At 72.6% G+C, this 25,023-nt stretch carries 22 protein-coding genes and 1 tRNA gene; 14 read left to right on the top strand and 9 right to left on the bottom strand.

The features are described 5' to 3' along the window. Positions 1-13: 13 nt before the first annotated feature. The gene (locus OG753_RS18145) at positions 14-778 is read right to left on the bottom strand and encodes an ABC transporter ATP-binding protein (RefSeq protein WP_327266803.1); all 765 of its coding nucleotides are present in this window, start codon (positions 776-778) and stop codon (positions 14-16) included. A gap of 419 nt (positions 779-1,197) precedes the next feature. On the opposite strand from OG753_RS18145, the gene OG753_RS18140 reads away from it, so the two are divergent. Together OG753_RS18140 and OG753_RS18135 are read left to right on the top strand one after the other, a co-directional pair. Then, positions 1,198-1,279: transfer RNA gene (locus tag OG753_RS18140), tRNA-Leu, on the top strand. A gap of 146 nt (positions 1,280-1,425) precedes the next feature. After that, complete coding sequence (locus OG753_RS18135; RefSeq protein WP_327262806.1) at positions 1,426-2,274, top strand: Bax inhibitor-1/YccA family protein; 849 nt, start codon at positions 1,426-1,428, stop codon at positions 2,272-2,274. A 142-nt stretch (positions 2,275-2,416) separates the two neighbouring features. Here OG753_RS18135 and OG753_RS18130 read toward each other — a convergent pair whose 3' ends face one another. Continuing rightward, entirely contained in the window at positions 2,417-2,647 is a 231-nt protein-coding gene (locus OG753_RS18130) for a DUF4287 domain-containing protein (RefSeq protein ID WP_189971141.1), read from the bottom strand. Positions 2,648-2,749: 102 nt separating this feature from the next. Between OG753_RS18130 and OG753_RS18125 the strand changes: the two genes are divergently transcribed. Then, the gene (locus OG753_RS18125) at positions 2,750-3,100 is read left to right on the top strand and encodes a hypothetical protein (protein WP_327262805.1); all 351 of its coding nucleotides are present in this window, start codon (positions 2,750-2,752) and stop codon (positions 3,098-3,100) included. Here OG753_RS18125 and OG753_RS18120 read toward each other — a convergent pair. The 3 genes from OG753_RS18120 to OG753_RS18110 form a co-directional block, all read right to left on the bottom strand. Beyond that, positions 3,084-3,899: a hypothetical protein gene (locus tag OG753_RS18120; RefSeq protein WP_327266802.1), complete on the bottom strand. Its 816-nt coding sequence runs from the start codon at positions 3,897-3,899 to the stop codon at positions 3,084-3,086. The two genes, OG753_RS18125 and OG753_RS18120, sit on opposite strands and share 17 nt — an antisense overlap. A 395-nt stretch (positions 3,900-4,294) precedes the next feature. Continuing rightward, a complete protein-coding gene (locus tag OG753_RS18115) occupies positions 4,295-5,515 on the bottom strand; it encodes an acetyl-CoA C-acetyltransferase (RefSeq protein ID WP_327262804.1) in 1,221 nt (406 codons plus the stop codon). A gap of 232 nt (positions 5,516-5,747) precedes the next feature. Beyond that, a complete protein-coding gene (locus tag OG753_RS18110; RefSeq protein WP_327262803.1) occupies positions 5,748-6,746 on the bottom strand; it encodes an SGNH/GDSL hydrolase family protein in 999 nt (332 codons plus the stop codon). Between the two features lie 128 nt (positions 6,747-6,874). Here OG753_RS18110 and OG753_RS18105 point away from each other — a divergent pair, with 128 nt between their 5' ends. Beyond that, on the top strand, positions 6,875-8,257 hold the full coding sequence (locus tag OG753_RS18105) for a cystathionine beta-synthase (RefSeq protein ID WP_327266801.1): 1,383 nt from the start codon (positions 6,875-6,877) through the stop codon (positions 8,255-8,257). A 440-nt stretch (positions 8,258-8,697) separates the two neighbouring features. Here the strand turns inward: OG753_RS18105 and OG753_RS18100 are convergent, their stop codons facing one another. Continuing rightward, positions 8,698-9,081, bottom strand: a complete 384-nt coding sequence (locus OG753_RS18100) for a hypothetical protein (RefSeq protein WP_405789183.1) — start codon at positions 9,079-9,081, stop codon at positions 8,698-8,700. Positions 9,082-9,222: 141 nt separating this feature from the next. On the opposite strand from OG753_RS18100, the gene OG753_RS18095 reads away from it, so the two are divergent. Further along, a complete protein-coding gene (locus OG753_RS18095) occupies positions 9,223-10,065 on the top strand; it encodes a MurR/RpiR family transcriptional regulator (RefSeq protein WP_327262801.1) in 843 nt (280 codons plus the stop codon). A gap of 10 nt (positions 10,066-10,075) precedes the next feature. Here the strand turns inward: OG753_RS18095 and OG753_RS18090 are convergent, their stop codons facing one another. Further along, positions 10,076-11,224 carry an FAD-dependent oxidoreductase gene (locus OG753_RS18090; RefSeq protein ID WP_405789182.1) on the bottom strand — a complete coding sequence of 383 codons (1,149 nt, stop codon included), beginning with the start codon at positions 11,222-11,224 and terminating at the stop codon, positions 10,076-10,078. A 105-nt stretch (positions 11,225-11,329) separates the two neighbouring features. Here OG753_RS18090 and OG753_RS18085 point away from each other — a divergent pair, with 105 nt between their 5' ends. Further along, entirely contained in the window at positions 11,330-11,887 is a 558-nt protein-coding gene (locus OG753_RS18085) for a TetR family transcriptional regulator (protein WP_327262799.1), read from the top strand. A 97-nt stretch (positions 11,888-11,984) separates the two neighbouring features. On the opposite strand, the gene OG753_RS18080 is transcribed toward OG753_RS18085, so the two are convergent. Next, positions 11,985-13,340 carry a diaminopimelate decarboxylase gene (locus tag OG753_RS18080; protein ID WP_405789180.1) on the bottom strand — a complete coding sequence of 452 codons (1,356 nt, stop codon included), beginning with the start codon at positions 13,338-13,340 and terminating at the stop codon, positions 11,985-11,987. 95 nt (positions 13,341-13,435) lie between these two features. Here OG753_RS18080 and hutU point away from each other — a divergent pair, with 95 nt between their 5' ends. From hutU to OG753_RS18040, 8 genes are all read left to right on the top strand, one after another. Then, positions 13,436-15,100: a urocanate hydratase gene (hutU, locus tag OG753_RS18075; RefSeq protein WP_327262797.1), complete on the top strand. Its 1,665-nt coding sequence runs from the start codon at positions 13,436-13,438 to the stop codon at positions 15,098-15,100. An 11-nt stretch (positions 15,101-15,111) separates the two neighbouring features. Continuing rightward, positions 15,112-16,302 carry an allantoate amidohydrolase gene (locus tag OG753_RS18070; protein WP_327266800.1) on the top strand — a complete coding sequence of 397 codons (1,191 nt, stop codon included), beginning with the start codon at positions 15,112-15,114 and terminating at the stop codon, positions 16,300-16,302. Further along, on the top strand, positions 16,293-17,633 hold the full coding sequence (locus tag OG753_RS18065) for a formimidoylglutamate deiminase (protein ID WP_405789178.1): 1,341 nt from the start codon (positions 16,293-16,295) through the stop codon (positions 17,631-17,633). The genes OG753_RS18070 and OG753_RS18065 overlap by 10 nt, the downstream gene beginning before the upstream one ends. 192 nt (positions 17,634-17,825) lie before the next feature. After that, positions 17,826-19,004: an imidazolonepropionase gene (hutI, locus tag OG753_RS18060; RefSeq protein ID WP_327262795.1), complete on the top strand. Its 1,179-nt coding sequence runs from the start codon at positions 17,826-17,828 to the stop codon at positions 19,002-19,004. A gap of 113 nt (positions 19,005-19,117) precedes the next feature. Further along, positions 19,118-19,819: an LPXTG cell wall anchor domain-containing protein gene (locus OG753_RS18055; RefSeq protein ID WP_405789177.1), complete on the top strand. Its 702-nt coding sequence runs from the start codon at positions 19,118-19,120 to the stop codon at positions 19,817-19,819. A 16-nt stretch (positions 19,820-19,835) separates the two neighbouring features. After that, positions 19,836-20,879 (top strand): hypothetical protein, encoded by a 1,044-nt coding sequence (locus tag OG753_RS18050; protein WP_405789176.1) that lies wholly within the window; start codon positions 19,836-19,838, stop codon positions 20,877-20,879. Next, on the top strand, positions 20,876-21,976 hold the full coding sequence (locus tag OG753_RS18045) for a neocarzinostatin apoprotein domain-containing protein (protein ID WP_327262792.1): 1,101 nt from the start codon (positions 20,876-20,878) through the stop codon (positions 21,974-21,976). Before OG753_RS18050 ends, OG753_RS18045 begins: the two co-directional genes overlap by 4 nt. Continuing rightward, the gene (locus OG753_RS18040) at positions 21,973-23,286 is read left to right on the top strand and encodes a hypothetical protein (RefSeq protein WP_405789174.1); all 1,314 of its coding nucleotides are present in this window, start codon (positions 21,973-21,975) and stop codon (positions 23,284-23,286) included. The genes OG753_RS18045 and OG753_RS18040 overlap by 4 nt, the downstream gene beginning before the upstream one ends. Positions 23,287-23,368: 82 nt before the next feature. On the opposite strand, the gene OG753_RS18035 is transcribed toward OG753_RS18040, so the two are convergent. Further along, positions 23,369-24,889: an oligopeptide:H+ symporter gene (locus tag OG753_RS18035; protein WP_327262790.1), complete on the bottom strand. Its 1,521-nt coding sequence runs from the start codon at positions 24,887-24,889 to the stop codon at positions 23,369-23,371. Positions 24,890-25,023 lie beyond the last annotated feature (134 nt).

Below are 25,023 nucleotides of genomic sequence, written 5' to 3'. Positions count from 1 at the left end.
GGAGTGGCCCGGATCAGCTGGTGCGGCCCTTGGCGTCGAAGGCCTTCATACGGTCCAGCACGCCGTCGGCGGTGGGGCTGAGCATCTCGTCGACGATCTCGCCGTCGGCGAGGAAGATGACGCGGTCCGCGTAGGACGCGGCGGCCGGGTCGTGGGTGACCATCACCACGGTCTGGCCGAGCTCGCGCACCGAGTTGCGCAGGAAGCCGAGGACCTCGGCGCCCGAGCGGGAGTCGAGGTTGCCGGTGGGCTCGTCGCCGAAGATGATCTCCGGGCGGGAGGCCAGGGCGCGGGCCACGGCCACGCGCTGCTGCTGGCCGCCCGAGAGCTGCGTGGGGCGGTGGGAGAGGCGCTCCGAGAGGCCGACCATGCTGATCACGGCGTCCAGCCACTGCTTGTCGGGCTTGCGGCCGGCGATGTCCATGGGGAGCGTGATGTTCTCCAGGGCCGTCAGGGTCGGCAGCAGGTTGAAGGCCTGGAAGATGAAGCCGATCTTGTCCCGGCGGAGCTGGGTGAGCTGCTTGTCCTTCAGGCTGCCGAGCTCGGTGTCGCCGATGCGGACCGAGCCCGCGGAGAAGGTGTCGAGGCCGGCGACGCAGTGCATCAGCGTGGACTTGCCGGAGCCCGAGGGGCCCATGATCGCGGTGAACTGTCCCTGCGCGAAGTCCACGGTGACCTTGTTCAGGGCGACCACCTGGGTCTCGCCCTGGCCGTACACCTTGGAGAGCTCGGTGGCGCGGGCGGCCACGGTCTGAGCGGTGTGCGGGGCGTAGTTCATGGTGGTCACGGGACGGCTCCTCGGGCTGTGGTGCGGGGACACTTCCATCCTCGCCGCGGGCATCCCCGTCGCGGATCAGCCGCCGTGCTTGTTTCCCGGCCCACTGGAGTCTGACGGCGGGCGGGTGCGTCTCCTCCTCTGGTATGACAGGAGCCTGATCGACGGGCCACGGCCCGGGGTGGCGGAGCGGGTGGCGCGGGGGATGGCGAGGGGATGGCGGGGGCCATCGAAATCCCGTCATTCCCGTACAGGTGGTGATCGACGTCCAGAACGGGCCGACCGTGCATTCTCGGGCCTGACGAACCCTCAAGCGCCAATAAAATCAGACAACATCGGAAAGTTCGCAGGTTGGCAGGGGGAGCGATCCGGATAGGCTCGGCTCAGCGTTCAAGGCTTTTTGACGGGGGCCGCCACGCCTTGCCCGGATGGTGGAATGCAGACACGGCGAGCTTAAACCTCGCTGGCCTTCGGGCCGTGCCGGTTCAAGTCCGGCTCCGGGCACTCCGCAGCTCCCGCGGGGCTCCCCCCTTTATCCCCTGCGCTTCGCCACGCCTTCTCCTAAGATCCTCCTCCAGCAGTAGGGTGCTTTCTTTGCGAGCGCATTACTCTTGATGCAAGGCCGCGCTCGGTGGCCACGGAGGAGTGAGATGAGGAGCAGTAACCCGGTCTTCTCGCGACGGGGGTTCAGCCGCGACAACGGCGGCTACGCGGGGTTTGACGCGCAGCCGCAGCAGGCCGGGACCAACCCGTACGCGACGAACCCGTACGCGACCGACCCGACCACGGGCATGCCGCAGGCCCCGGCCCGCGCCAATGTGATGACGATGGACGACGTCGTGAGCCGTACGGCCATGACGCTCGGCACGCTCATCGTGACGGCGACCCTTTCCTGGGTGCTGCTGCCGGTCGACCCGGACAGCCTCGGAATGTCGTACGGCATCGCCATCGGCGCGGCTCTCGTCGCGTTCGTCCTCGCGATGGTCCAGTCCTTCAAGAGCAAGCCCGTCCCGGCCCTGATCCTGGCGTACGCGGCGTTCGAGGGTGTCTTCCTCGGCGTCATCAGTGCGGCCGTCAGCACCTACCTCGGCCCCGGCGTCGTCATGCAGGCCGTGATGGGCACGATGTGCGTCTTCGCCGCCGTGCTCTTCGCCTACAAGATGCGCTGGATCCGCGTCACCCGCCGCTTCTACGGCTTCGTGATGGCGGCGACGCTCGGCTTCATCCTGCTGATGCTCGTGAACTCCCTGTTCGCGGTCTTCGGCGGCGGTGACGGCCTCGGCTTCCGCAGCGGCGGCCTCGGCCTGCTGTTCGGCGCCATCGGCGTCATCCTCGGCGCCTGCTTCCTCGCCCTCGACTTCAAGCAGGTCGAGGACGGCATCACCTACGGTGCCCCCCGCGAGGAGTCCTGGCTGGCGGCCTTCGCCCTCACCATGACCCTGGTGTGGATCTACGTCGAGATGCTGCGCATCTTCTCGATCCTCTCGGGCGACGACTAGCAGGACCCGCACGCCGACGACCGGCCTGCACACAGCATGGGGAAGGCCCCGCGAGCACACCGCTCGCGGGGCCTTCCCGCATTCAGGGAGTACACGGACGAGGGATAGGCGGTACGCGGATACGTGGGTCGGGGGAGAGGACTCAGCCGAACCGGCGTGCGGCTCTGCGCAGGTCGTACTCGTGGATGATCGCCTTGGCCTGGCCGTACGACAGCTCGTGCGCGCCGCGCAGCCAGCTGACCTTCTCCTCGAACCGGACGAGTGAGGGGCCGTCGTCCACGGTGCGGAGCCAGTCGGAGAGTTCACGACCGGTGGTCTGGGGGATTCTGTCGATCATGTTGCGGTGTGTCTGTTCGGAGAACTCTACGGACATGGGCGCCTCCGGAAGGTTTGCCGTGGCTGTTCTCTTCACGCCACCGTGCCGGAGAGTTCGCCCGTTGGCAATGGTGCCCGGACGGCGCGTAGGGTCGGCCGCGTGCTTGATACTTCGCCCCTGACCGCCGTCGTGGAACGTTTCGCCGACCGGCTGCGGGCCGCGCCGCAGAGCCGCCTGCAGCAGGGCGCCGCCGCCGCGGCGCTGGAGCTGGCCCGCGAACTCTCCGTACGGGCCCAGCGGATCGAGACGCCCGGGCAGGAGCCGAGGGAGGTGCCGGACGCCGGCATCTTCGTGGTCGGCGACCAGGTGGCGGTGACGGGCCGGGACCTCGCCGAGGCACTGCGGGCCGCGGCCACGGCCGGCGCCCCGGACAGCGCGAAGGCCCCGTCCGAGGTGCTGGACGAGGCCGTGCGGCTGGTGGAGCAGGCGGAAGTCAGAGCGATGCGATGACGCGGTCCGCGAGGATGTAGACGTTGCTGTCGGGGTCCTCGGCGTCGCCGCACGAGAAGGTCAGCGCGTAGGCGCCGGAGATCCCCGAACCGCCCAGCAGGACCGGCGCGGTGCCCGAGCGCAGGGCCTCGGCCAGGCGCTCCGCGGTCTCCCGGTGCCCCGGGGTCATGCACAGCGTCGTGCCGTCCGTGAAGACGTACACGTCGAGCGTGCCCAGCGGCCCCGGGCGGACGTCCGCGAGGGCCGTACGGGCCTCCGCGAGCTCCTCCAGGCGGTTCACGGTGCGCTCGTGGTCGGCACCGGGGTGCGAGGCCTGCACGGGTACGAAGTCGGGGTGCGAGGGGTGGCGCCGGCGCGCGGCGGCCAGCTCGGCCGAATCCTCGGGGTACCCGGGAAGCTCGTCGAGGATCTCCTCGCCGAGCACGGGCTCCAGGCCCACCAGGTCGGCCTGCCGGGGCAGGAAGACCGGGCTGTCCTCGCCGAGGCCGGGCAGGCCGCCCAGCAGCGAGGGAGCGTCGGCGGCGTCACGGGCCTCCTGCGCGGCCCAGAAGGCACGCGCCTCGGCCAGCTCGCGCTCGCGCTCCTCGGCGAGGGCTTCGGCCACGGCGGCTCGTATCTCCGCGGCGGGGGACTCCACGGCGCTGCGGGCGTGCGGGACGGTCGCACCGCGAGGGTGGACCGGCAGCGCCAGCTCAGTGCGCAGGGCGGTGACCTGCTTGCGCAGACCATGGACGGCGTGCAGCGCAGCAGCGCCCACGGCCGTGGCAGCGGCCGTGGTCAGCAGCAGGGCAAGAGACATGGCGCTCACTGACTAACTCCTGAGGTATTCGATCCCCCGACTTCCTACATCAGAGTGTCCCGACCTGGGAATGGCGTGCAGTGCATTACGTCACGAAATGGACAGGGCTTTGGTCACACCCGCACCCTCTGTACCGCCATTGACCTGCGTAAACATCTATCCCCCAGGAGATAGGTCACATCCTGGGGGAAATTTGGTCACAGGTCGGCTGCGACCGGGTTGGATCCGGCGTCAGTACGCCGCAAGGGATCCGGCCGGATCCCTTGCGGCGCCCGGGACGCGCTCTTGATCGACTCAGCTCGGGCGCTCGATCCGGTGGTCGCGCTGATCTTCGCCGCCGCTGCGGGCAGGTGCCGACCCTCGTGCCTCGGACGACCCCTACCCTCCGCTCCGGCTCAGCTCAGGCGCTCGATGACCATGGCCATGCCCTGGCCGCCGCCCACGCACATCGTCTCGAGGCCGAACTGCTTGTCGTGGAACTGCAGGCTGTTGATCAGGGTGCCGGTGATGCGCGCACCGGTCATCCCGAAGGGGTGACCGACGGCGATGGCTCCACCGTTGACGTTCAGCTTCTCGAGCGGGATCTCCAGGTCCCGGTACGACGGGATGACCTGGGCCGCGAAGGCCTCGTTGATCTCGAAGAGGTCGATGTCGCCGACCGTGAGGCCGGCCCGCTTCAGGGCCTGCTTCGACGCCTCGACCGGGCCCAGGCCCATGATCTCGGGGGAGAGGCCGGTGACACCGGTGGAGACGATCCGGGCCAGCGGGGTCAGGCCCAGCTCACGGGCCTTGGTGTCGCTCATGATGACCAGCGCCGCGGCGCCGTCGTTGAGCGGGCAGCAGTTGGCGGCCGTGACCAGGCCGTCGGGGCGGAAGACGGGCTTGAGGCCCTGCACGCCCTCCAGGGTCACGCCGGCGCGCGGGCCGTCGTCCGTGGAGACGACCGTGCCGTCCGGGGTGGTGACCGGGGTGATCTCGCGGGCCCAGAAGCCGTTCTTGATGGCCTCTTCCGCGAGGTTCTGCGAGCGGACGCCGAACTCGTCCATGTCCTGGCGGGTCACGCCCTTGATGCGGGCCAGGTTCTCGGCGGTCTGCCCCATCGAGATGTAGGCGTCCGGGACCAGGCCGTCCTCGCGCGGGTCCTGCCAGCCGGAGCCGGTCGACTCCGCGACGGCCGCCGTGCGGGCCTCGGCATCGGCGAAGAGCGGGTTGTGGGTGTCGGGCCAGGAGTCCGAGTTGCCCTTGGCGAACCGCGAGACCGTCTCGACGCCGGCCGAGATGAAGACGTCGCCCTCGCCCGCCTTGATGGCGTGCAGGGCCATCCGCGAGGTCTGCAGCGAGGAGGAGCAGTAGCGGGTGATGGTCGTGCCGGGCAGGAAGTCCATGCCCATCTGCACGGCCACGATGCGGGCCAGGTTGTTGCCCTGCTCGCCGCCGGGCAGGCCGCAGCCGAGCATCAGGTCGTCGATCTCGCGCGGGTCCAGCCCGGGGACCTTGGCCAGGGCGGCCTGGATGATCGTCGCGGTCAGGTCGTCCGGCCGCACGTCCTTGAGGGACCCCTTGAAGGCGCGCCCGATGGGGGAGCGGGCGGTGGAAACGATGACGGCTTCGGGCATCGGGACTCCAAGGGGTGTGTTGCGGCTCTGAGCGGGACCGCAAGCGAAGTTACCGCCCCGTACGGTCCAGGTCACCGGCCGGGGCGTGTGACACGGGCCGCACTCGCCCGCGGGGTCCGACCGTACGCGGGCGGGACGGCGACGCGCAGGGCACCCGGGCGGGCGTCCGGGCGGGGCCCGGGGCGGCGTCCTGCCGGCCCCGTGAGCCCGGCGCGGAGCGCCCGGCCGGGGTCTACGGCACCACGGGCTGGGCCGGGTCGGTGGCCGGCACCCGCCGCCGCCGGCGGTGCTTGAGCAGGACCCAGGGGCCGCGGACCGCCGTGACCTCCGTACCGGCCTCGCCCGCAGCGGCCGACGCGGCCTTCGCCACCGGCAGCATGTCCTCGTCCCGGGAGACGTCCAGCCGGTCCGACTCCGGCCACAGGCCCAGCGCCGCGCACAGGGTCGGCAGGACGGCCATGGCGGCGGTCGCGTACCCCTCCGCCGAGGGGTGGTAGGAGTCCGGGCCGAACATCTCGCGCGGGTTCGCTGCGAACTCGGGGCCCAGCAGGTCCCCCATGGAGACCGTACGGGCGCCCAGCGCGACCACTCCTATGGTCTGCGCGGCCGCCAGCTGGCGCGAGACCCGGCGCGCCAGCCAGCGCAACGGCTGGTACACCGGCTCGATCGTGCCGAGGTCCGGGCAGGTGCCCACGACGACCTCGGAGCCGGCCATGCGCAGCCTGCGCACGGCCGAGGTCAGCAGCCGCACCGACTGGGTCGGCGGCATCCGGCGCGTCACGTCGTTCGCGCCAATCATGATCACGCAGACGTCCGGGGGCGGCCAGGTGCCGTCGAGCAGCAGACCGACCTGCCGGTCGAGGTCGTCCGACATCGCTCCCGAGAGGGCCACGTTGCGCAGTTCCACCGGCCGCTCGGCCACCGCCGCCAGCCCGGAGGCCAGTAGGGCCGCCGGAGTCTGCCGGGCCCGGCGCACGCCCAGTCCCGCGGCCGTGGAATCACCCAGCATGCCCAGGCGCAGCGGGCCCGGGCTCTGCTCCGGCCCGCCGAACTCGCTCCCGTACAGCCCGTCGGCCCGTGGCGGGTCCGGCAGCCCGGAGCCCACCGCCCGCCTGGCGAACTGCATCTCGGCCACCACCAGCCCGACCGCGGCGGCCCCGACCAGTCCGAGGCCGCCTCCGCCGTACGCCGCCCCCGCCGCGATCCGGCGGGCTGTCCTCGCCCTGGACATCCTTCAGGCCACCTCCTCGGTCCTCATTGATCCCTACCTGCCCCGTACGTACGGTCGGCCAATCCCTTTCCGCATACTCTGGCCGGACCTCCCGGAGAACCCGCGGAGTCCCCTCCTTGGAGAACATGGTGCAATTCCACGACTCGATGATCAGCCTCGTCGGCAACACCCCGCTGGTGAAGCTCAACCGTGTGACCGAAGGCCTGCAGGCCACCGTCCTTGCGAAGGTCGAGTACTTCAATCCCGGTGGATCCGTGAAGGACCGGATCGCCGTACGGATGATCGAGGCCGCCGAGCAGAGCGGAGCCCTCAAGCCCGGCGGCACCATCGTGGAGCCGACCAGCGGCAACACGGGTGTAGGACTCGCCATCGTGGCCCAGCAGAAGGGCTACAAGTGCATCTTCGTCTGCCCTGACAAGGTGTCCATGGACAAGATCAACGTGATGCGCGCGTACGGCGCGGAGGTCGTGGTCTGCCCGACCGCCGTCGACCCCGAGCACCCGGACTCGTACTACAACGTGTCCGACCGCCTCGCGCGCGAGCCCGGCGCCTGGAAGCCCGACCAGTACAGCAACCCGAACAACCCCCGTTCGCACTACGAGACCACCGGCCCCGAGCTGTGGGACCAGACGGACGGGAAGATCACCCACTTCGTCGCGGGCGTCGGCACCGGCGGCACGATCTCCGGTACCGGCAACTACCTCAAGGAGGTCAGCGGCGGGAAGGTCAAGGTCATCGGCGCCGACCCCGAGGGCTCGGTGTACTCGGGCGGCTCCGGCCGGCCGTACCTGGTCGAGGGCGTCGGCGAGGACTTCTGGCCGACCGCCTACGACCCGAACGTGACCGACGAGATCATCGCGGTGTCCGACAAGGACTCCTTCCAGATGACCCGCCGCCTCGCCAAGGAGGAGGGCCTGCTCGTCGGCGGCTCCTGCGGCATGGCCGTCGTCGCCGCGCTCAAGGCCGCCGAGGGCCTCGGCCCGGACGACGTGGTCGTCGTCCTGCTGCCGGACAGCGGCCGCGGCTACCTCAGCAAGATCTTCAGCGACGAGTGGATGGCGGGACACGGCTTCCTGGAGGAGGCCGGCCCCGCCGCGCGCATCGGTGACGTGCTGAAGGACAAGGAGGGCGGCATCCCCTCCCTCGTCCACATGCACCCCGAGGAGACGGTCGGCGAGGCCATCGAGGTCCTGCGCGAGTACGGCGTCTCGCAGATGCCGATCGTCAAGCCGGGCGCCGGTCACCCGGACGTGATGGCCGCCGAGGTCATCGGCTCCGTGGTCGAGAAGGAGCTGCTGGCGGCGCTGTTCGCCCAGCGGGCCTCGCTGACCGACCCGCTGGAGAAGCACATGAGCTCCCCGCTGCCGCAGGTCGGCTCCGGCGAGCCGGTGTCCGAGCTGATGGCGGTGCTCGGCGAGGCGGACGCGGCGATCGTGCTGGTCGAGGGCAAGCCCACCGGTGTGGTGAGCCGTCAGGACCTGCTGGCCTTCCTGGCCAAGTCCGCGAAGTAGCCTGCGGCCCGCTCGGGGGAGGGGTGCGGGCCCACGGCCCGCCTCCTCACCCGGGCGCCCGGCCCGTGGCGTGGCCTTCGCGCAAACGGTACGGGCACGACACGTGACGGCAGCACCCGCTTAACACGCCTGGGGCACAGTGGTGGTTGTCGGCAGGGAAGTCCGGGAGACCGGAATCCGGCCGGCACCACGGAACGGCGTGTGCGTACCTCCGGAGCGGCTCCCGGACTGCGCCTGCGCCACGGACGCGGACGGCCCTGACCCGGCCGTGTCCTTCGCGGGGACCGCCGTCGTCCCGCCCCTCGGGCGACCGGGGGTGCGGCGGTCCCCGCGCGTTCCTTTTCCGCCCCGGCCCCGCCAGGGGCACCTCCCGGCGGCAGCCGGGGGATGAGGCGCGGGAGTTCGGAGCCCCCGCAGCGGCGCCGCACTGGCGTACTGCATCAGTCTCGGGGGTCCTGCGTACCGCGCCGGAGGCGATGGGCGTGGATGAAGTTCACGCCCACGATCCCCGCCCAGGCGACGATCAGCCCCGGCAGCCTGGCGTGCGCGGCAGCGATCGCCGACAGCGGGATCGCCAGCACCAGCGTGATGATCGCGAAGCCGAAACGTTCTCCGAAGTTCCCGTCCCCCGCCACGGCGGAGGGCGCGCGGCCGTCGCCGCGGGCCGCGGCCAGGCGTTCCTCGGCGAGCCGGCGCCGGACCTGGGTGTCGACCTTCTCGACGAACGAGTCCACCAGCGCGGCCTCGTACTCCGGCCCCAGCTCGCGCCGGGCGTCCACCGTCGCGTCGAATTCCTTCTTCAGCTCTTGGGCGTGGGCGTCCATGCCCTCACCGTAGGAACCCCCGGCGGGCCCCTGCACTGGGGCTATCCCCCGTATCCGCATCGCGGGCACGGCTTGCCCCGCTGCATAACCGCATGCAGAGTGCTCCGTGACTGAATATCTCACCGGGACGGAGGGGACGGGATGAGTGACAGCCCGGCCGCGCGGCTGCAGAAGCTGTTCGAGGGGCACCGGCTGACGCCGACCCAGCGGCGGATCGCGCACTGCATGGTGCGCGGGGCGGCGGAGGTGCCCTTCCTGTCGAGCGTCGAGCTCGCCGAACTGGCCGGGGTGAGCCAGCCCTCGGTCACCCGGTTCGCCGTGGCGCTCGGCTTCGACGGATATCCCGCGCTCCGCCGCCACCTGCGCGAAGTGGCCCCCGCCGAGCGGCCGGAGGCCGCGCACGACGACTCGTACAACGAGTACCAGCAGGCCGTCCTCGGCGAGATCGAGAACCTGCGGCAGCTGGCGGCCATGCTCGCCGACCCCGCGCCGGTCCAGGAGGCCGGTCGGCTGCTCGCCGCCTCCACCCCGCTGCTGGTGCTCGGGCTGCGGGCGGCTTCCTCCCAGGCGCGCGGGTTCGCGTACTTCGCCTCGAAGGTTCACCCGGACGTACGGCTCCTCGACGAGGGCGGCACGATGCTGGAGGACCGCATCGACGCGGCGCTCTACGAGGGCGCGACGGCGCTGCTGTGCTTCGCGCTGCCCCGCCACCCGCGGGAGGTCGTGGACACGCTGGAACGCTCGCGGAGGGCCGGCCTGACGGTGGTCACCGTCGCCGACTCGGCCTTCGCCCCGGTGGCGCGCCACTCGGACCTGCTGATTCCGGCGCAGGTCGGCACCGGGCTGGCCTTCGACACGGCGTGCGCGCCGATGCTGCTGGGCCGGGTGCTGCTGGAGTCGATGGCGGACGCGCTGCCGGACGCGCAGGCCCGGCTGGAGGCCTTCGACGCCCGTGCGGCGGCGCGGGGCCTGTTCGTGGAGTAGCCGCGCGGCCTCAGCGGTAGTCGAGTTCCGCCAGCTCGTTCGCCAGCCGGTCGTGCAGGGCCGGGATCCGCAGGAGGACCGGCAGCAGGGTGTTGCGTACGGTGCGCAGCGCGCGGTTGCGGGTGGTCGCGATCCGGGTCATCCGGTCGGTGAGGGCCACCACCCGCAGGGCGACCGGGCGGCGGCGGGCCCCGTAGCCGCCCGGGTCCCCGGTCGCGAGGGCGCGGCCGAGGGCGTGGCCGTCCTGGATGCCGGTGTTCATGCCCTGGCCGCCGGCCGGGCTGTGGACGTGGGCGGCGTCCCCGGCGAGCAGCAGCCGGCCGGCCCGGTAGCGGTCGGCGACCCGGTGGTGGATGCGGAACCGGGAGGACCAGACGAGCTCGCGGACCACGGCCTCACCGGGGACGCGCTCGTCCAGCAGGCGCTGGACGAAGGCGAGGTCCGGTTCGGCGGGGGCCTCCTCGACGGTGGTCACGATCCGGAAGTGGCCCCCGGGCAGCGGGGCGACCACGGTGAGCCCGGCCGCGCCGAAGGCGAGCGAGACCTCCCCGCGGCCCGGGGCCCAGTCCATGACGACGTCGGCGAGGACGAAGGACTCCCCGTAGGCGCTGCCGGTGAAGCCGATCCCGGCGGCCTCGCGGACCGCGCTGTGCATCCCGTCGGCGCCGACGGCGTGGGCCGCGCGCAGGGTTTCGCCGGTGGCGGTGGTGAGGGTGACCCCGTCCGCGTCCTGGGTGACGGCGGTGACCTCGTGGGGGCGGTGCACGTCGTGGCCGAGGGCGCGCAGGCGCTGCAGGAGCACCGCCTCGGTCTCGTACTGGGGAACCATGAGCGCGTACGGATGGGCCGTGCGCAGGCGGTCGAAGGTGATGCCGGCGAGCGGGCGGGCCCCGTCGCGGAGCTGGAACCGGGTGACCAGGAGCCCGCGGCCGATCAGCTCGGAGGAGAGGCCGCCCGACGGGTCGAGCTCGTCGAGGACCTCCAGGGTGCGGGCGTGCACGACGGCGGCGCGGGAGGTGTTCGCGCCCTCGGCCTGCCGGTCGAGGAGCACGAAGTCGACACCCGCCCCGGCCAGGGTCACGGCGACGGCGAGGCCGGTGGGCCCGGCGCCGACGATGGCCACGTCCGTACGGGTCGGGAGTGCGGCGGTGCTGGTCATGCGGGCCTCCTCCGGCGGGCCAACGCTTGTTGGCCAACGGTTGTTGACTCAAGAGTGCGCCCGCTTCGCTGGCATGTCAACGCCTGTTGGCCTACGGTTGTTGGCATGACGGCGCGACGCACTTCCGACACGACCAAGACGGCCATCCTGCGGGCGGCGCGGGAGCGCTTCGCCGCCCAGGGCTACGAGCGCACCACCATCCGGGCCGTCGCGGCGGACGCGGGGATCGACCCCTCGATGGTCATGCGGTACTTCGGCAGCAAGGAGCAGCTCTTCGACGCCGCCCTCACGGTGGACCTGCGCCTGCCCGACCTCGGCGCGGTGCCGGCCGAGGAGCTCCCCGCCGCCCTCGTGCGCCACTTCGTGGAGCGGTGGGAGGGTGATCCGGCCGACGACGCCCTGCTGGTGCTTCTGCGCTCGGCGGTGACGAACGAGCGGGCCGCGGCGCGGATGCGGGAGGTGTTCGCGGCCCAGGTCGCTCCGGCGCTGGCGGCCGCCGTCGGGTCGGAGCGGGCCGGGGCGGTGGCGGGGCTGGTCTCCGCGCAGCTGCTGGGCCTGGCCCTGAGCCGTTACCTGCTGCGACTGCCGGGCGTTGTCGCGCTGACGCCGGAGGGCGTGGTCCAAGGCCTGGCCCCGGCCCTGGCGGCCACCCTCTCCGGCTGAGGCCGTCGCCCGGAGTGCGCGCCGCTGTCGGAGGCGCCGCCCCCGAACCCCCGCGCCTCGGACGCCGGCGGGGCTGGAGCGGCGGAGGCCCAGGTTCTTACAGCAGCGCGTCCCGCAGGTCGCCGCCCGCTTCCGAGACGATCTCCGATACGTCCTGCGCCGGGCGGACCAGGCGGAAGCGGACCTCGCCCGCGTCCGTGACCGTGAAGCCGTGGACCGCCGGCCGGGGCAGGCTGTTGTAGCCGTAGTGGGCCGTGAAGAAGTACGCGCCGGTGTCGGGGACGCCGATCAGGTCGCCCGGGGCGAGCCGGGGCAGCTCGCGGGCGACGGCGAGCAGGTCCCCCGCGAAGCAGGCCGGGCCCGCGATGTCCTGGGCCACCGGATCTCCGGTCCTCGGGGCGCCCTTCGCGTCGTACGGCAGGATCCGCACCGGCCAGGCCGCCGGGGCGTACGCGGTGCGGGTCGCCACCTGCACCCCGGCGTGGGTGAGCGCGATCGGCCGGGAGCCGCTGGTCTTGGTGTACTCGACCCGGGCCAGCACCAGTCCGTGCTTGGCCAGCAGGGACCGGCCGAACTCCGTGACCAGGCCGTACGAGCCGTCGAAGAGGGCCGGGACCGCCTCGCGCAGGGCGGCGACGTACTGCGCGAACGTCGGGGTGGCCTCGTCGGAGGCGAAGTTCACCGGCAGGCCGCCGCCGATGTCGAGGGTGTCGATCCGGCGCCGCCCGGCGGCCGCGTTGATCTCCTCGGCCAGTGCGTGCAGCTCCCGTACGCCTTCGGCGATCAGGGCGAGCGGAACGCCCTGGGAGCCCGAGTGGATGTGCAGGCGGGTCAGCCACGGCCGGTCCAGGCAGGCCCGTACGAGCCACTCGCGCGCGCCGGGGTCGCGCAGCGCGAAGCCGAACTTCGAGGTCGTGGTCGCAGTGGACAGCGCGTCGATGGCCCCGGCGCCGGTCTGCGGGTTGATCCGCAGGCCGACCGGGGCCGCGGTGGACGCGGGCGCCCGGCCGACGAGCGCGTCGAGGCGCGCCAGCTCCTGCGGGTTGTCGGCGTTGAGGGCGATGCCCAGCTCCAGGGCCTCGCGCAGCTCGGCCACCGTCTTGGCGGGGGAGTCCAGGACGGTCCGGCCGGCCGGGACACCCGCCGCCCGGGCCAGTGCCAGCTCGCCGGGGCTGGCCACCTCGGAGCCGAGCCCGGCGTCGGCGAGCAGCCGCAGGACCGGGACGAGCGGGGCGGCCTTGACGGCGAAGGCGTGCAGGACGGGGGTGCCCGGGGGCAGCGCGGCGGCGAAGGCACCGGTCAGGGCCGCGGCCGAGGCCCGGATCCCGGCGGTGTCCAGCAGGCAGGTCAGCGGCTCCGCGGTGCCGGCCCCGCCCACGAGCCCCTGCTCGACGGCGGCGCGTACGGCCAGGTCCCGGCGCGCGGCGGCGCCCTCCGTGTCCATATCGGCCATCCCATCACCCGACGGGGCCGATCGCAGCTGTTGACTGAATCTATTCAGGGAGCGAGGATGTGAATAGATTGACCAACATCGGAGGAGGCACCGCCATGTCAGGACCCCGCCCCGTACGTGCCGCGCGAGGCACCGAGCTCAGCACCCTGGGATGGCAGCAGGAGGCCGCGCTGCGGATGCTCCAGAACAACCTCGACCCCGAGGTCGCCGAGCACCCCGACAAGCTCGTCGTCTACGGCGGCACCGGCAAGGCCGCCCGCGACTGGCGCTCGTACGACGCGATGGTCCGCACCCTGCAGACCCTCAAGCAGGACGAGACGATGCTGGTCCAGTCCGGCCGCCCGGTCGGCGTGATGCAGACGCACGAGTGGGCCCCGCGCGTCCTGCTCGCCAACTCCAACCTGGTCGGCGACTGGGCCAACTGGGAGGAGTTCCGCCGTCTGGAGCACCTGGGCCTGACCATGTACGGCCAGATGACCGCCGGGTCCTGGATCTACATCGGCACCCAGGGCATCCTCCAGGGCACCTACGAGACCTTCGCCGCCGTCGCCGCGAAGAAGTTCAACGGGACCCTCGCCGGCACCATCACCCTCACCGCCGGCCTCGGCGGCATGGGCGGCGCCCAGCCGCTGGCCGTGACGATGAACGACGGCGTCGCGATCTGCATCGACGTCGACCCGCGCGCCATCGACCGCCGCATCGAGCACCGCTACCTGGACGTCAAGGCCGACAACCTGCGCCACGCCCTCCAGCTGGCCGTCGAGGCCCGCGACGCCCGCAAGCCGCTCTCCATCGGCCTCCTCGGCAACGCCGCCGAGCTGCTCCCGCAGATGCTCGCCGAGGGCGCCCCGATCGACATCGTGACCGACCAGACCTCGGCCCACGACCCGCTCGCGTACCTGCCCGTCGGCGTCGACTTCGACGACATGGCCGCCTACGCCGCCAAGGACCCGGCCGGCTTCACCACCCGCGCCCGCGAGTCGATGGCCAAGCACGTCGAGGCCATGGTCGGCTTCATGGACGCCGGCGCCGAGGTCTTCGACTACGGCAACTCCATCCGCGGCGAGGCCCAGCTGGCCGGCTACGACCGCGCCTTCGCCTTCCCCGGCTTCGTCCCCGCCTACATCCGCCCGCTGTTCTGCGAGGGCAAGGGCCCCTTCCGCTGGGCGGCGCTGTCCGGCGAGGCCTCGGACATCCACAAGACCGACAAGGCCATGCTGGAGCTCTTCCCCGAGAACGAGTCCCTGCACCGCTGGATCAAGATGGCCGGCGAGCGCGTCCACTTCCAGGGCCTGCCCGCGCGCATCTGCTGGCTCGGCTACGGCGAGCGCGACAAGGCCGGCGAGCGCTTCAACGAGATGGTGGCCGACGGCACCCTCGCCGCGCCCCTGGTGATCGGCCGCGACCACCTCGACTGCGGCTCGGTGGCCTCCCCGTACCGCGAGACCGAGGCCATGCTCGACGGCTCCGACGCGATCGCCGACTGGCCGCTGCTCAACGCCATGGTCAACGTGGCCTCCGGCGCCTCCTGGGTCTCCATCCACCACGGCGGCGGCGTCGGCATGGGCCGCTCCATCCACGCGGGCCAGGTCACCGTCGCCGACGGCACCCCGCTCGCCGGCGAGAAGATCCGCCGCGTGCTCACCAACGACCCGGGCATGGGTGTCATCCGCCACGTCGACGCCGGCTACGACATCGCCGAGTCGGTCGCCGACGAGCGCGGCGTCCGCGTCCCCATGCGTGAGGGCGACGACGCGTGACCTTCCACGAGATGTGGGCGGAGCTCGCGCCCATCGGCCGCGACGCCGGCACCGGCGGATACCGCCGGTATGCCTGGAGCGGGGCCGACGCCGACTGCCGGACCTGGTTCCAGGAGCAGGCCGAGGCGCGCGGGCTGACGTACGAGACCGACCGCAACGGCAACCAGTGGGCCTGGCTCGGCGACCCCCTCGCGGGGGACGCCGTGGTCACCGGCTCGCACCTGGACTCCGTCCCCGACGGTGGGGCCTTCGACGGCCCCCTCGGGGTGGTCTCCTCCTTCGCGGCCCTGGACGAACTCCGCAGGAGGGGCGCGGAGTTCTCCAGGCCGCTGGCCATCACCAACTTCGGTGACGAGGAAGGTGCCCGCTTCGGGCTCGCCTGCGTCGGCTCCCGGCTCGCCGCCGGACAGCTGACCAAGGAGAAGGCGTACGAGCTGCGCGACGCCGAGGGCATCTCCCTGCCCCAGGCCATGGAGGCCGCCGGCTACGACCCCGAGGCCATCGGGGCCGACCCCGAACGCCTGGGCCGCATCGGAGCCTTCGTCGAGCTGCACGTGGAACAGGGCCGCGCCCTGGACCTGTCCGGGGACCGGGTCGGCATCGCCTCCGCGATCTGGCCGCACGGCCGCTGGCGGTTCGACTTCCGCGGCGAGGCCAACCACGCCGGCACCACCCGGCTGGTCGACCGCCGCGACCCGATGCTCACCTACGCGGCGACCGTGCTGGCCGCCCGTACGGAAGCGGCCCTCGCCGGGGCCGTCGCCACCTTCGGCAAGATCTCGGTCGAGCCCAACGGGGTCAACGCCATCCCCTCGCTCGTGCGCGGCTGGCTCGACTCCCGGGCCGCCGACCAAGCCACCCTCGACACGGTCGTCACCGCCATCGAGAAGGCCGCCCGCGAGCGCGCGGACCAGGACGGCATCGACCTCGGCATCGTCCGGGAGTCCTTCACCCCGGTCGTCGAGTTCGAGCACGCCCTGCGCGACGAGATGAACCGGATCCTGGGCGGTTCGGTCCCCGTTCTCGGGACCGGAGCGGGACACGACGCCGGAATCCTCTCCGCCGCCGTCCCGACCGCCATGCTGTTCGTACGGAACCCGACCGGCGTCTCCCACTCCCCGCGGGAGTTCGCCGCCGAGGACGACTGCGTGGCAGGCGTCCTCGCCCTCGCCGACGTACTGGAAGGCCTGGCATGTCGTTGACGACGTACTGGCTGGAGCACGCCTGGCTCGGCACCCACGTCGAGCCGGGCGTGGCCCTCGAGATCACCGAGGACGGGCGGATCGGCGCCCTGCGCACCGGGGTGGAGACCCCGCCGCCGGGCGCCGAGGTGCTGCGGGGCCTGACGATCCCGGGGCTGGCCAACGCGCACAGCCACGCCTTCCACCGGGCCCTCCGGGGCACCGTCCAGGTCGGCTCGGGCACCTTCTGGACCTGGCGCGACCTCATGTACAAGGTCGCCCAGAACCTCACCCCCGACAGCTACTTCGCGCTCGCCCGCGCCGTCTACGCCGAGATGGCGCTGGCCGGCATCACCAACGTCGGCGAGTTCCACTACGTCCACCACGCCCCGGGCGGGACCGCCTACGCCGACCCGAACGCCATGGGCGAGGCCCTGATCGAGGCCGCCGCCGCGGCCGGCATCCGGATCACCCTCCTGGACACCGCGTACCTGTCCTCCGGCTTCGGAGAAGCCCCCAACGCCCACCAGCTGCGCTTCTCCGACGGCACAGCCGAGGCCTGGGCCGAGCGCGCGAGCGCGCTCAAGCCCCGCGAGCACGCCCTGATCGGCGCCGCCATCCACTCGGTGCGCGCCGTACCCGCCGCCGAACTGGCCACCGTCGCCCGCTGGGCCGAGGAGCGCCGGGCGCCCCTGCACGTCCACCTCTCGGAGCAGACCGCCGAGAACGACGCCTGCCTGGCCGCCCACGGCCGCACCCCGACCCAGCTGCTGGCCGATCACGGCGTGCTCGGCCCGCGCACCACCGGCGTCCACAACACGCACCTCACGGATGTGGACATCGCCCTCCTCGGCGGGACCACCACCGGCACCTGCATGTGCCCCACCACCGAACGCGACCTCGCGGACGGCATCGGCCCGGCGACCCGCCTCCAGCACGCGGGCAGCCCGCTGTCGCTGGGCAGCGACAGCCACGCCGTGATCGACCTGCTCGAAGAGGCCCGTGCGATGGAGCTCAACGAGCGCCTGCGCAGCCGCACCCGGGGCCACTGGACGGCGAACGCGCTCCTCACCGCCGCCACTGCCGACGGCCATGCGGCGCTGGGCCTGGCCGACGCGGGCCGCCTGGAGGCGGGCGCGCTCGCGGACTTCACCACGATCGCGCTGGACTCCGTACGCACGGCGGGCCCCCTGCCGCGGCTGGGCGCCGAGACGACGGTCTTCGCGGCCTCCGCGTCGGACGTCCGCCACACGGTGGTCGGCGGCCGCCACATCGTCCGCGACGGCCACCACACCCTGGTCGGGGACGTCCCGACCGCCCTTGCCGAATCGATCGCAGCCCTGCGCTCCTGACCGAGCCGCCTGCGGCGGGCCCTTCCCCCACCCCGCCCCTTCCCGAAACCGGGCTCTGCCCGGACCCGGTCCTCAAACGCCGGACGGGCTGAAATCAGCCCCGCCGGCGTTTGAGGCGCGGGGTCTGGGGCGGAGCCCCAGGAAACGGCGAAAGGGCGGGGTGGGGGAACGAACCCTCTGAGAGGAACCCCCATGACCACCACCGCCATCACCAACATCGGCAGCCTCGTCACCAACGACCCGTCCGTCGGCGACGGCTCGCCCCTCGGCCTCCTCCAGGACGCGACGGTCCTCATCGAGGCCGACAAGATCGCCTGGGTCGGCCCCGCCGCCAAGGCGCCCGCTGCCGACGAGGTCTTCGACGCGGCCGGCCGGGCCGTCATCCCCGGCTTCGTCGACTCCCACTCCCACCTCGTGTTCGCCGGCGACCGCACGCAGGAGTTCAACGCCCGGATGTCGGGCCGCGCCTACTCCGCCGGCGGCATCCGCACCACCGTCGCCGCCACCCGCGCCGCCACCGACGCGGAGCTGGAGGCCAACCTGGTGCGCCACCTCGACGAGGCCCGCCGCCAGGGCACCACCACCTTCGAGACCAAGTCCGGCTACGGCCTCACCGTCGCCGACGAGGCCCGCGCCCTGCGGATCGCCGCCGCGCACACCGAGGAGGTCACCTACCTCGGCGCGCACATCGTCTCCCCCGACTTCGCCGAGGACCCGGCCGGCTACGTCGACCTCGTCACCGGCGAGATGCTGGCGGCCTGCGCCCCGTACGCCCGCTGGGTGGACGTCTTCTGCGAGAAGGGCGCCTTCGACGGCGACCAGGCCCGCGCGATCCTCACCGCCGGCGCCGCCGCCGGACTGATCCCGCGCGTCCACGCCAACCAGCTCTCGTACGGGCCCGGCGTGCAGCTCGCCGTCGAGCTGGAGGCGGCCTCGGCCGACCACTGCACCCACCTCACCGACGCCGACGTCGACGCGCTCGCCCAGGCCGCCGGCACCACCGTCGCCACCCTGCTGCCCGGCGCCGAGTTCTCCACCCGCGCCCAGTGGCCCGACGCCCGCCGCCTGATCGACGCGGGCGCCACCGTCGCCCTGTCCACGGACTGCAACCCGGGCTCCTCCTACACCAGCTCCATGCCGTTCTGCATCGCCCTCGCCGTCCGCGACATGCGGATGACCCCCGACGAGGCCCTCTGGTCGGCCACCGCCGGCGGCGCCCGCGCCCTGCGCCGCGACGACATCGGCCTCCTGGCGCCGGGAGCCCGCGCGGACCTGGCCCTCCTGGACGCCCCGAGCCACGTCCACCTCGCCTACCGGCCGGGCGTTCCGCTCGTTTCCGCCGTCTGGCAGCGGGGCCGCCGCGCCTGCTGACGAACAGTCAATCCCGGGTTGTCCTTTGTCTTCCCTCCGTAAGACCCCGGGCGTACCTTGAGCCACCGATCTGATGTCCCGTCAGTTATCTGTGGCCCGAGGGGAAGACGAAGGTGTCCGACCGCAAACGTTCCACCGCGCTCGCGCTGGCCTCCGCGCTGGCCGGTTCGGCGGTGCTGTTCACCGCCCCCGCGGCCCATGCCGCCGTCGTCGACGTGGCCTACGACTGCAAGACCCCGATCGGGGACAAGTCGGCCGTGTCGCCCATCGACATCAAGGCCGTCAAGGAGGGGAACGGCTACAAGCTGACGGTGTCCTTCCAGAAGGGCGTCTCCTCCAGCCCCATCGAGCTGGGCAAGGGCGCGATGAGCCCCAGCGCCGTCGTCCTCGTCGGCGGCGCCGAGAAGGCGTCCGTACCGGTCTCGGGCCCGCCCAACCCCGAGGCCATCCCCCCGGACACCCCCATCAAGATCACCGATCTCTCGGGCACCTACACGCCCAGGAAGAGCGGCAAGGTCACCTTCACCGCCGGCGTGCTCACCATCAAGGCGATGGGCACCACCACGACCTGCACCCCCGGCAACAGTCCGGGACCGTCACTGGAACTGGACGTCACGGCGCCCGGCGGGGGCGGCGCGCAGCCCGGCGGCGACACCACCGGGAACAGCGCCGGGAACAGCACCGGCGACACCCTCCCGCAGACCGGGCCCACCGACTCCGCCCTCGCCCTCGGCACCCTGGGCGGCACCGTGCTGCTCACCGGCGCGGCGGGCGTGCTCTGGCTGACCCGGCGCGGCCAGCGGGCCCGGTCCTGAACGGAGCACCCCGGTCATGCACGTGCTCCACACCCTGAGGCGCGCCGGTGCCGTGCTCCTGCTCGCCGCCGCAGTGCTGTCCGCGGGCCCCGCCCACCCCGCGGCCGCCGACGAGCCGGGCTGGACCGCCCGGCCCGCCGCCGGAACGGCCGGCAGCCCCCCGCCCTCCGGCGCCCGCCCGTACTTCTACCTGGCGGGCGCCCCGGGCACCGTGCTGGAGGACCGGCTCGCCCTGGCCAACACCACCGACCAGGAGCGGACCATCACCCTGCGCGGAGCCGACGCCTACAACGCGGCCGACGGCGCCCTCGCGGTCCGCCCGGCGACCGGCGCCGGCCCCGGGGCCAGCGGCGGCACCGGCGCCCCGGCGACCGGCGGGGCCGGTTCCTGGATCAGCTTCGGGGCCTCCACCACCGTGAAGGTCCCGCCCCGCACCCGCGCCGTGGTCCCCTTCACGCTCACCGTGCCGCCCGCGTCCCCGCCCGGCGACCACCCCGCCGCCGTGATCGCCACCGAGGGCGGCCACGAGGTCGGCGTACGGGTCCACCTGCGGGTCGGCGGCCCGACCCTGGCCGCCCTCACGGTCGAGGACGTAGCCGTACGCGGCCGGGGTCCGGCCACGGTCATCGCCTACACCCTCGTCAACCGCGGCAACGTGGCCCTCGTCCCCGAGCTCAGGATCCGCGCCGAAGCCCTCTTCGGCGATGTGCCCGACGCGCCGCGGGGCCGAACCGTGCCCGTGGAACTGCTCCCCGGCCAGCGGGTGGAGCTCACCGAGCCCTGGCCCGGCGCCCCGGCCCTCGACCGGGTCGGCATCACCCTCACCGTGACCGCCCCCGGCGGCGCCCGTGCGGTGGCCACCGCATCGCGCTGGTTCGTCCCCGGGATCCCGGCCGGCCCGGCCGGGGCCGGGGTGCTCGGCCTCGGCGTGACCACCGCGGCCGCGCTGTACCTCGTACGAGGCCGCAGGCCCGGCCCGGGCCCGGCGCCGCACGCGCCGCCCGCGGCCGGACCGACGACCCCTGCACCGCACCACGAACTGACGGGAGCCGCCAGGTGAGAAGAGTCGGAGCCCTGCTGGCCGCAGGGCTGGCGGTGTGCGTCCTGGCCCTGTTCCCCGCGGGCCCGGCCGCCTCCGCCGAGGGCAAGCCCGCCGTGGCGCTCTCGCTCCAGGAGGCCGCCAAGGGCACCGGGATCACCGTCACCGGCACCGGCTGGCCCGCGAAAACGCTGGTGATGCTGCTCGTCTGCGGACAGAACATGATCGGCGGCACCAACAGCTGCGCCAACGCCGACGGCGCCGCCGTCTCGGTCGCCGCCGACGGCCGCTTCACCGCCCAGCTGCCCGTGGTGGCACCGCCCAAGCCCTGCCCCTGCATCGTCAACGTCACCTCCGTCAACGGCGACCAGTCCACCGTCGCGACCCCCCTGAAGATCACCGACCACCCGGTCGCCGAGCTGCCCGCCGAATCCGGCACGGCCCGCCTCGCGATGCTCACCGGGGTCCGGCTGGAGGGCGAGGACGGGGTGCTGACCTGGTTCGGCGCCCCGCCCGCCCGGAAGTTCAAGGTCACCGTCGGCAACCTCGGTCCGGTCCCCGTCAAGGACCCGGTCTTCCAGCTCGGCACCGCGCACGGGGTGTTCGCCCCGCTGTGGGAGGAGGCCCGCTGGAAGGGCACCATCCCGCCCGGCGGCAAGGCGGAGATCGCCCTCGACGTGAGCCTCGCCGCGGGGGCCCACGGCGACTACACGATCTCCCTCAAGTACGGCGAGACCGTGGTGGCCACCCAGCCCTGGGGCGTCGACCGCCCGTACGGGGTGCTGCTCTTCTGGGGCCTGCTCCTGCTGGTGATCCCGGCCGCGGTCTTCCGTACCGGCATGGCCGTCGTCGACCGCGTCCGGCCGCGCGCCACGGCCGCCGTCGGCCGCCACCGGGGCGTACGGCTCCCCGACGCGGCCTCCGCGGTGACGGCCCGGCTGCCGAGGATCCCGGCCCGGCGGCCGCCCGGGCCGGCCGCGGGCTCCGACGGCCCGGAGCAGTCCCCCCAGACCACCACGGCGGTCCTGCCGTGGTTCACCCCGGACAGCGCGCCGGGCACAGCACCACAGGCGTCCGCACCGTCTGAGAACCGTTCGACGACGAAGGGACATTCGTGAAGACCCAACGGAGGGTGAGCGCGGCCGTGATCGCGCTGCTGCTCGGCGGCGCCGGTATCGCCCTGGGGGCTGCTCCCGCCCAGGCCGCGGAGACCAAGTTCAACGTCAAGTGCGTGCCCCCGGCCGGGGGCGGCAGCCCGGTGGAGGGGGAGACCACCGCCAAGGTCACCGCTCCGGCGTCGGCGAAGGTCGGCGACGAGGTCGACGTGTCCTGGGAGACGGTGAAGCCGGCCTCGAACAACACCGACCTGATGGACATCCCGCAGGACGCGGTCCAGCCCACCGGCTGGATCACCGTGGGCGGCGGGGGCGGTGAGCTGAAGGTCGTCGGGGAGAAGAAGAACCCGCCGATCCCGAAGAAGGCGCCCATGCAGATGTCCGTGATGAAGGGCAAGCTGAAGCTCACCAAGGCCGGGAAGATCACGCTGACCCCCGGCAAGTACGACGTGGCCGTCACCTTCTCCTTCGGCACGTTCGTCACCAAGTGCGCGCCGACCGGCACGGTGGGCGTCGGGGCCACCATCGACGTGTCGGCCGGCTCCACGGGCGGTACGACGACCGGCGGTACGACCACGGGCGGTACGACGACCGGCGGTACGACCACGGGCGGCTCGACCACGACCGGGGGCTCCACGACCACCACCGGCGGCTCGGCCTCCGGCGGCGGAGGCGGCCAGACCGACTTCCCGGGCAAGGCCGTCGAGGTGGCCTTCGACTGCGGGCCCGTCGTCCCGGGGGGCATCAAGACCCCGGTGACGATCAACGCGAAGAAGAACGGCGGCAGCTACGACCTGACGGTCAAGACGGCCAAGGGTGCGATGGCGGCGCCCATGGCCCTGCCCGCGGGAGCCCTCAAGCCCTCGATGGACGTGAAGCTCGGCGGCGCGGACAGCGGCACGGTCAAGGTCTCCGGCCCGGCCAACGCGGAGCCGATCCCGGACAAGGCCCCGGTCAGCCTCAGCGACATGACCGGCACCTACAAGCCCGGGAAGAGCGGCAAGGTGACGCTGAGCCCGGACCAGCTGACCATCGACGTCACGATGGCCCCCGGATCCACCCCGATCAACGTCCCCTGCAAGGCGACGAGCAGCGGCGTCTCGCTGGAACTGGACACCACCGCCCAGCCGGGCGGCTCCGGCTCCTCCTCGTCCGCCAGCGGCAGCACCACCTCGGGCGGCGGCCTCGCCGACACCGGAGCGGAGGACGAGGGCGGCATCAAGGCGCTGGCCCTGGTCGCCGGCACGGTGATCCTGCTCGGCGGGGCGGTGTTCACCTTCACCCCGTGGCGCCGCCTGCGCGGCACCCGCTGACCCGGTAGCACCCGCGTACGACGAACGGCCCGGCACACCTTCCGGTGTGCCGGGCCGTTCCGTGGGACGGGGAGCCGACGGGTCAGCCCATGCCGTCCATCAGCTGGTTGACCTTCTTGCGGTACATGAAGATCGCGAGGCCGGCGAGCACGGCGGCGAACGCCTGGAAGAGGATGACCCCGACGCCGTTCAGCTGCACGTCGGCCAGACCCATCAGACCGGTGATGCAGTCACCGGCGGTGACGGCCAGGAACCAGACGCCCATCATCTGGGAGCCGTACTTCTGCGGCGCCATCTTCGTGGTGACCGACAGGCCGACCGGCGACAGGCACAGCTCGGCGAGGGTGTGCATCAGGAAGATGAGCACCAGCCACCACATGGTGACCTTGGTGTCGTTGCCGGCGGTCTGGTTCAGCGGCAGCGCGAAGACGAAGAACGAGGCGCCGACGATGATCAGGGCCACCGAGAACTTCACGATGGTGCTGGGCTCGCGGTTGCGGCGGGCCAGGGCCACCCACGCGGCGGCGAAGACCGGGGCCAGGGCCACCACGAAGAGCGGGTTCAGCGACTGGAAGATGGTGGTCGGGACTTCCCAGCCGAACAGGCTGCGCTCGGAGTTCTTGTCACCGAAGAGCGAGAGCGTCGAACCGCCCTGGTCGTAGATCATCCAGAAGACGGCGGCGGCCACGAAGAACCAGATGTAGGCGCTCATCCGGGTCTGCTCGACGGTGGACAGGTCCTTGTCCCGCTTGATGCGGACGAGGACGGCGACCGGGATGAGCAGACCGGCGATGGTGATCGGGTACAGCGCCCACTTGATGGTGAACATGTCCGCCGCGACCACGGCGCCGTAGAAGACGGCGATGACGGCCAGTACGGCGAGGGCCTTGACGATCACGGCCTTGCGCTCGGGCGCGGACAGCGGGTTCGGGACGATGCTGCTCTGCGGGCTCAGGGTGCGGCCGGCGAGCAGGTAGACCACGAGGCCGATACCCATGCCGACGGCGGCGAGCGCGAAGCCGAGGTGCCAGTTCACGAGCTCGCCGACCATGCCGATGCCGATCGGCGCGAGGAGGGCACCCACGTTGATGCCGATGTAGAAGATCGTGAAGCCGCTGTCACGGCGCGGGTCGTCCACGCCGCGGTACAGGTGGCCGACCATCGTGGAGATGTTGGCCTTCAGCAGGCCGGAGCCGACCGCGACCAGCAGCAGACCGATGAAGAACGACATCTGGCCGGGCATGGCGAGCGCCACGTGGCCCGCCATGATCACGACACCGGCGATGGTGACCGTCTTGCGGGCACCCCAGACGCGGTCTCCGAACCAGCCGCCGGGCATGGCCATGAGGTAGACCATGGCCACGTAGACGGAGTAGATCGCCGTGGCCGTCGCGGCGGTGAAGCCGAGGCCACCACCCTGGCTGCCGGTCGCGGCGTCGACACCGCCGGAGACCAGGTACAGAACGAGAAGCGCACGCATGCCGTAGTAGGAGAAGCGCTCCCACATCTCGGTCATGAACAGCGTGGCCAGGCCGATCGGGTGGCCGAGGACGGTCTTCTCGTGAGCGGGGCTCGGTGAGGCCGTCGTCAGGCTGGAAGCCATGGTCGATCCTTGCTTGCTCGGGACGCTTCGGCTTCGTGAGCTCATCCGCGCCCGGTGGGGGGTGGCCGGCACCGGCGGACGGATCTCCCACCCCACGCCTCGGGGCCCGCCCCACGGGGGTGGGGGCGGCAGGA

The organism is Streptomyces sp. NBC_00029, assembly GCF_045160505.1.
Taxonomy (GTDB): domain Bacteria; phylum Actinomycetota; class Actinomycetes; order Streptomycetales; family Streptomycetaceae; genus Streptomyces.
The sequence above is the reverse complement of the archived record's forward strand: the minus strand, read 5'-3'. Positions and strand labels throughout refer to the sequence as shown.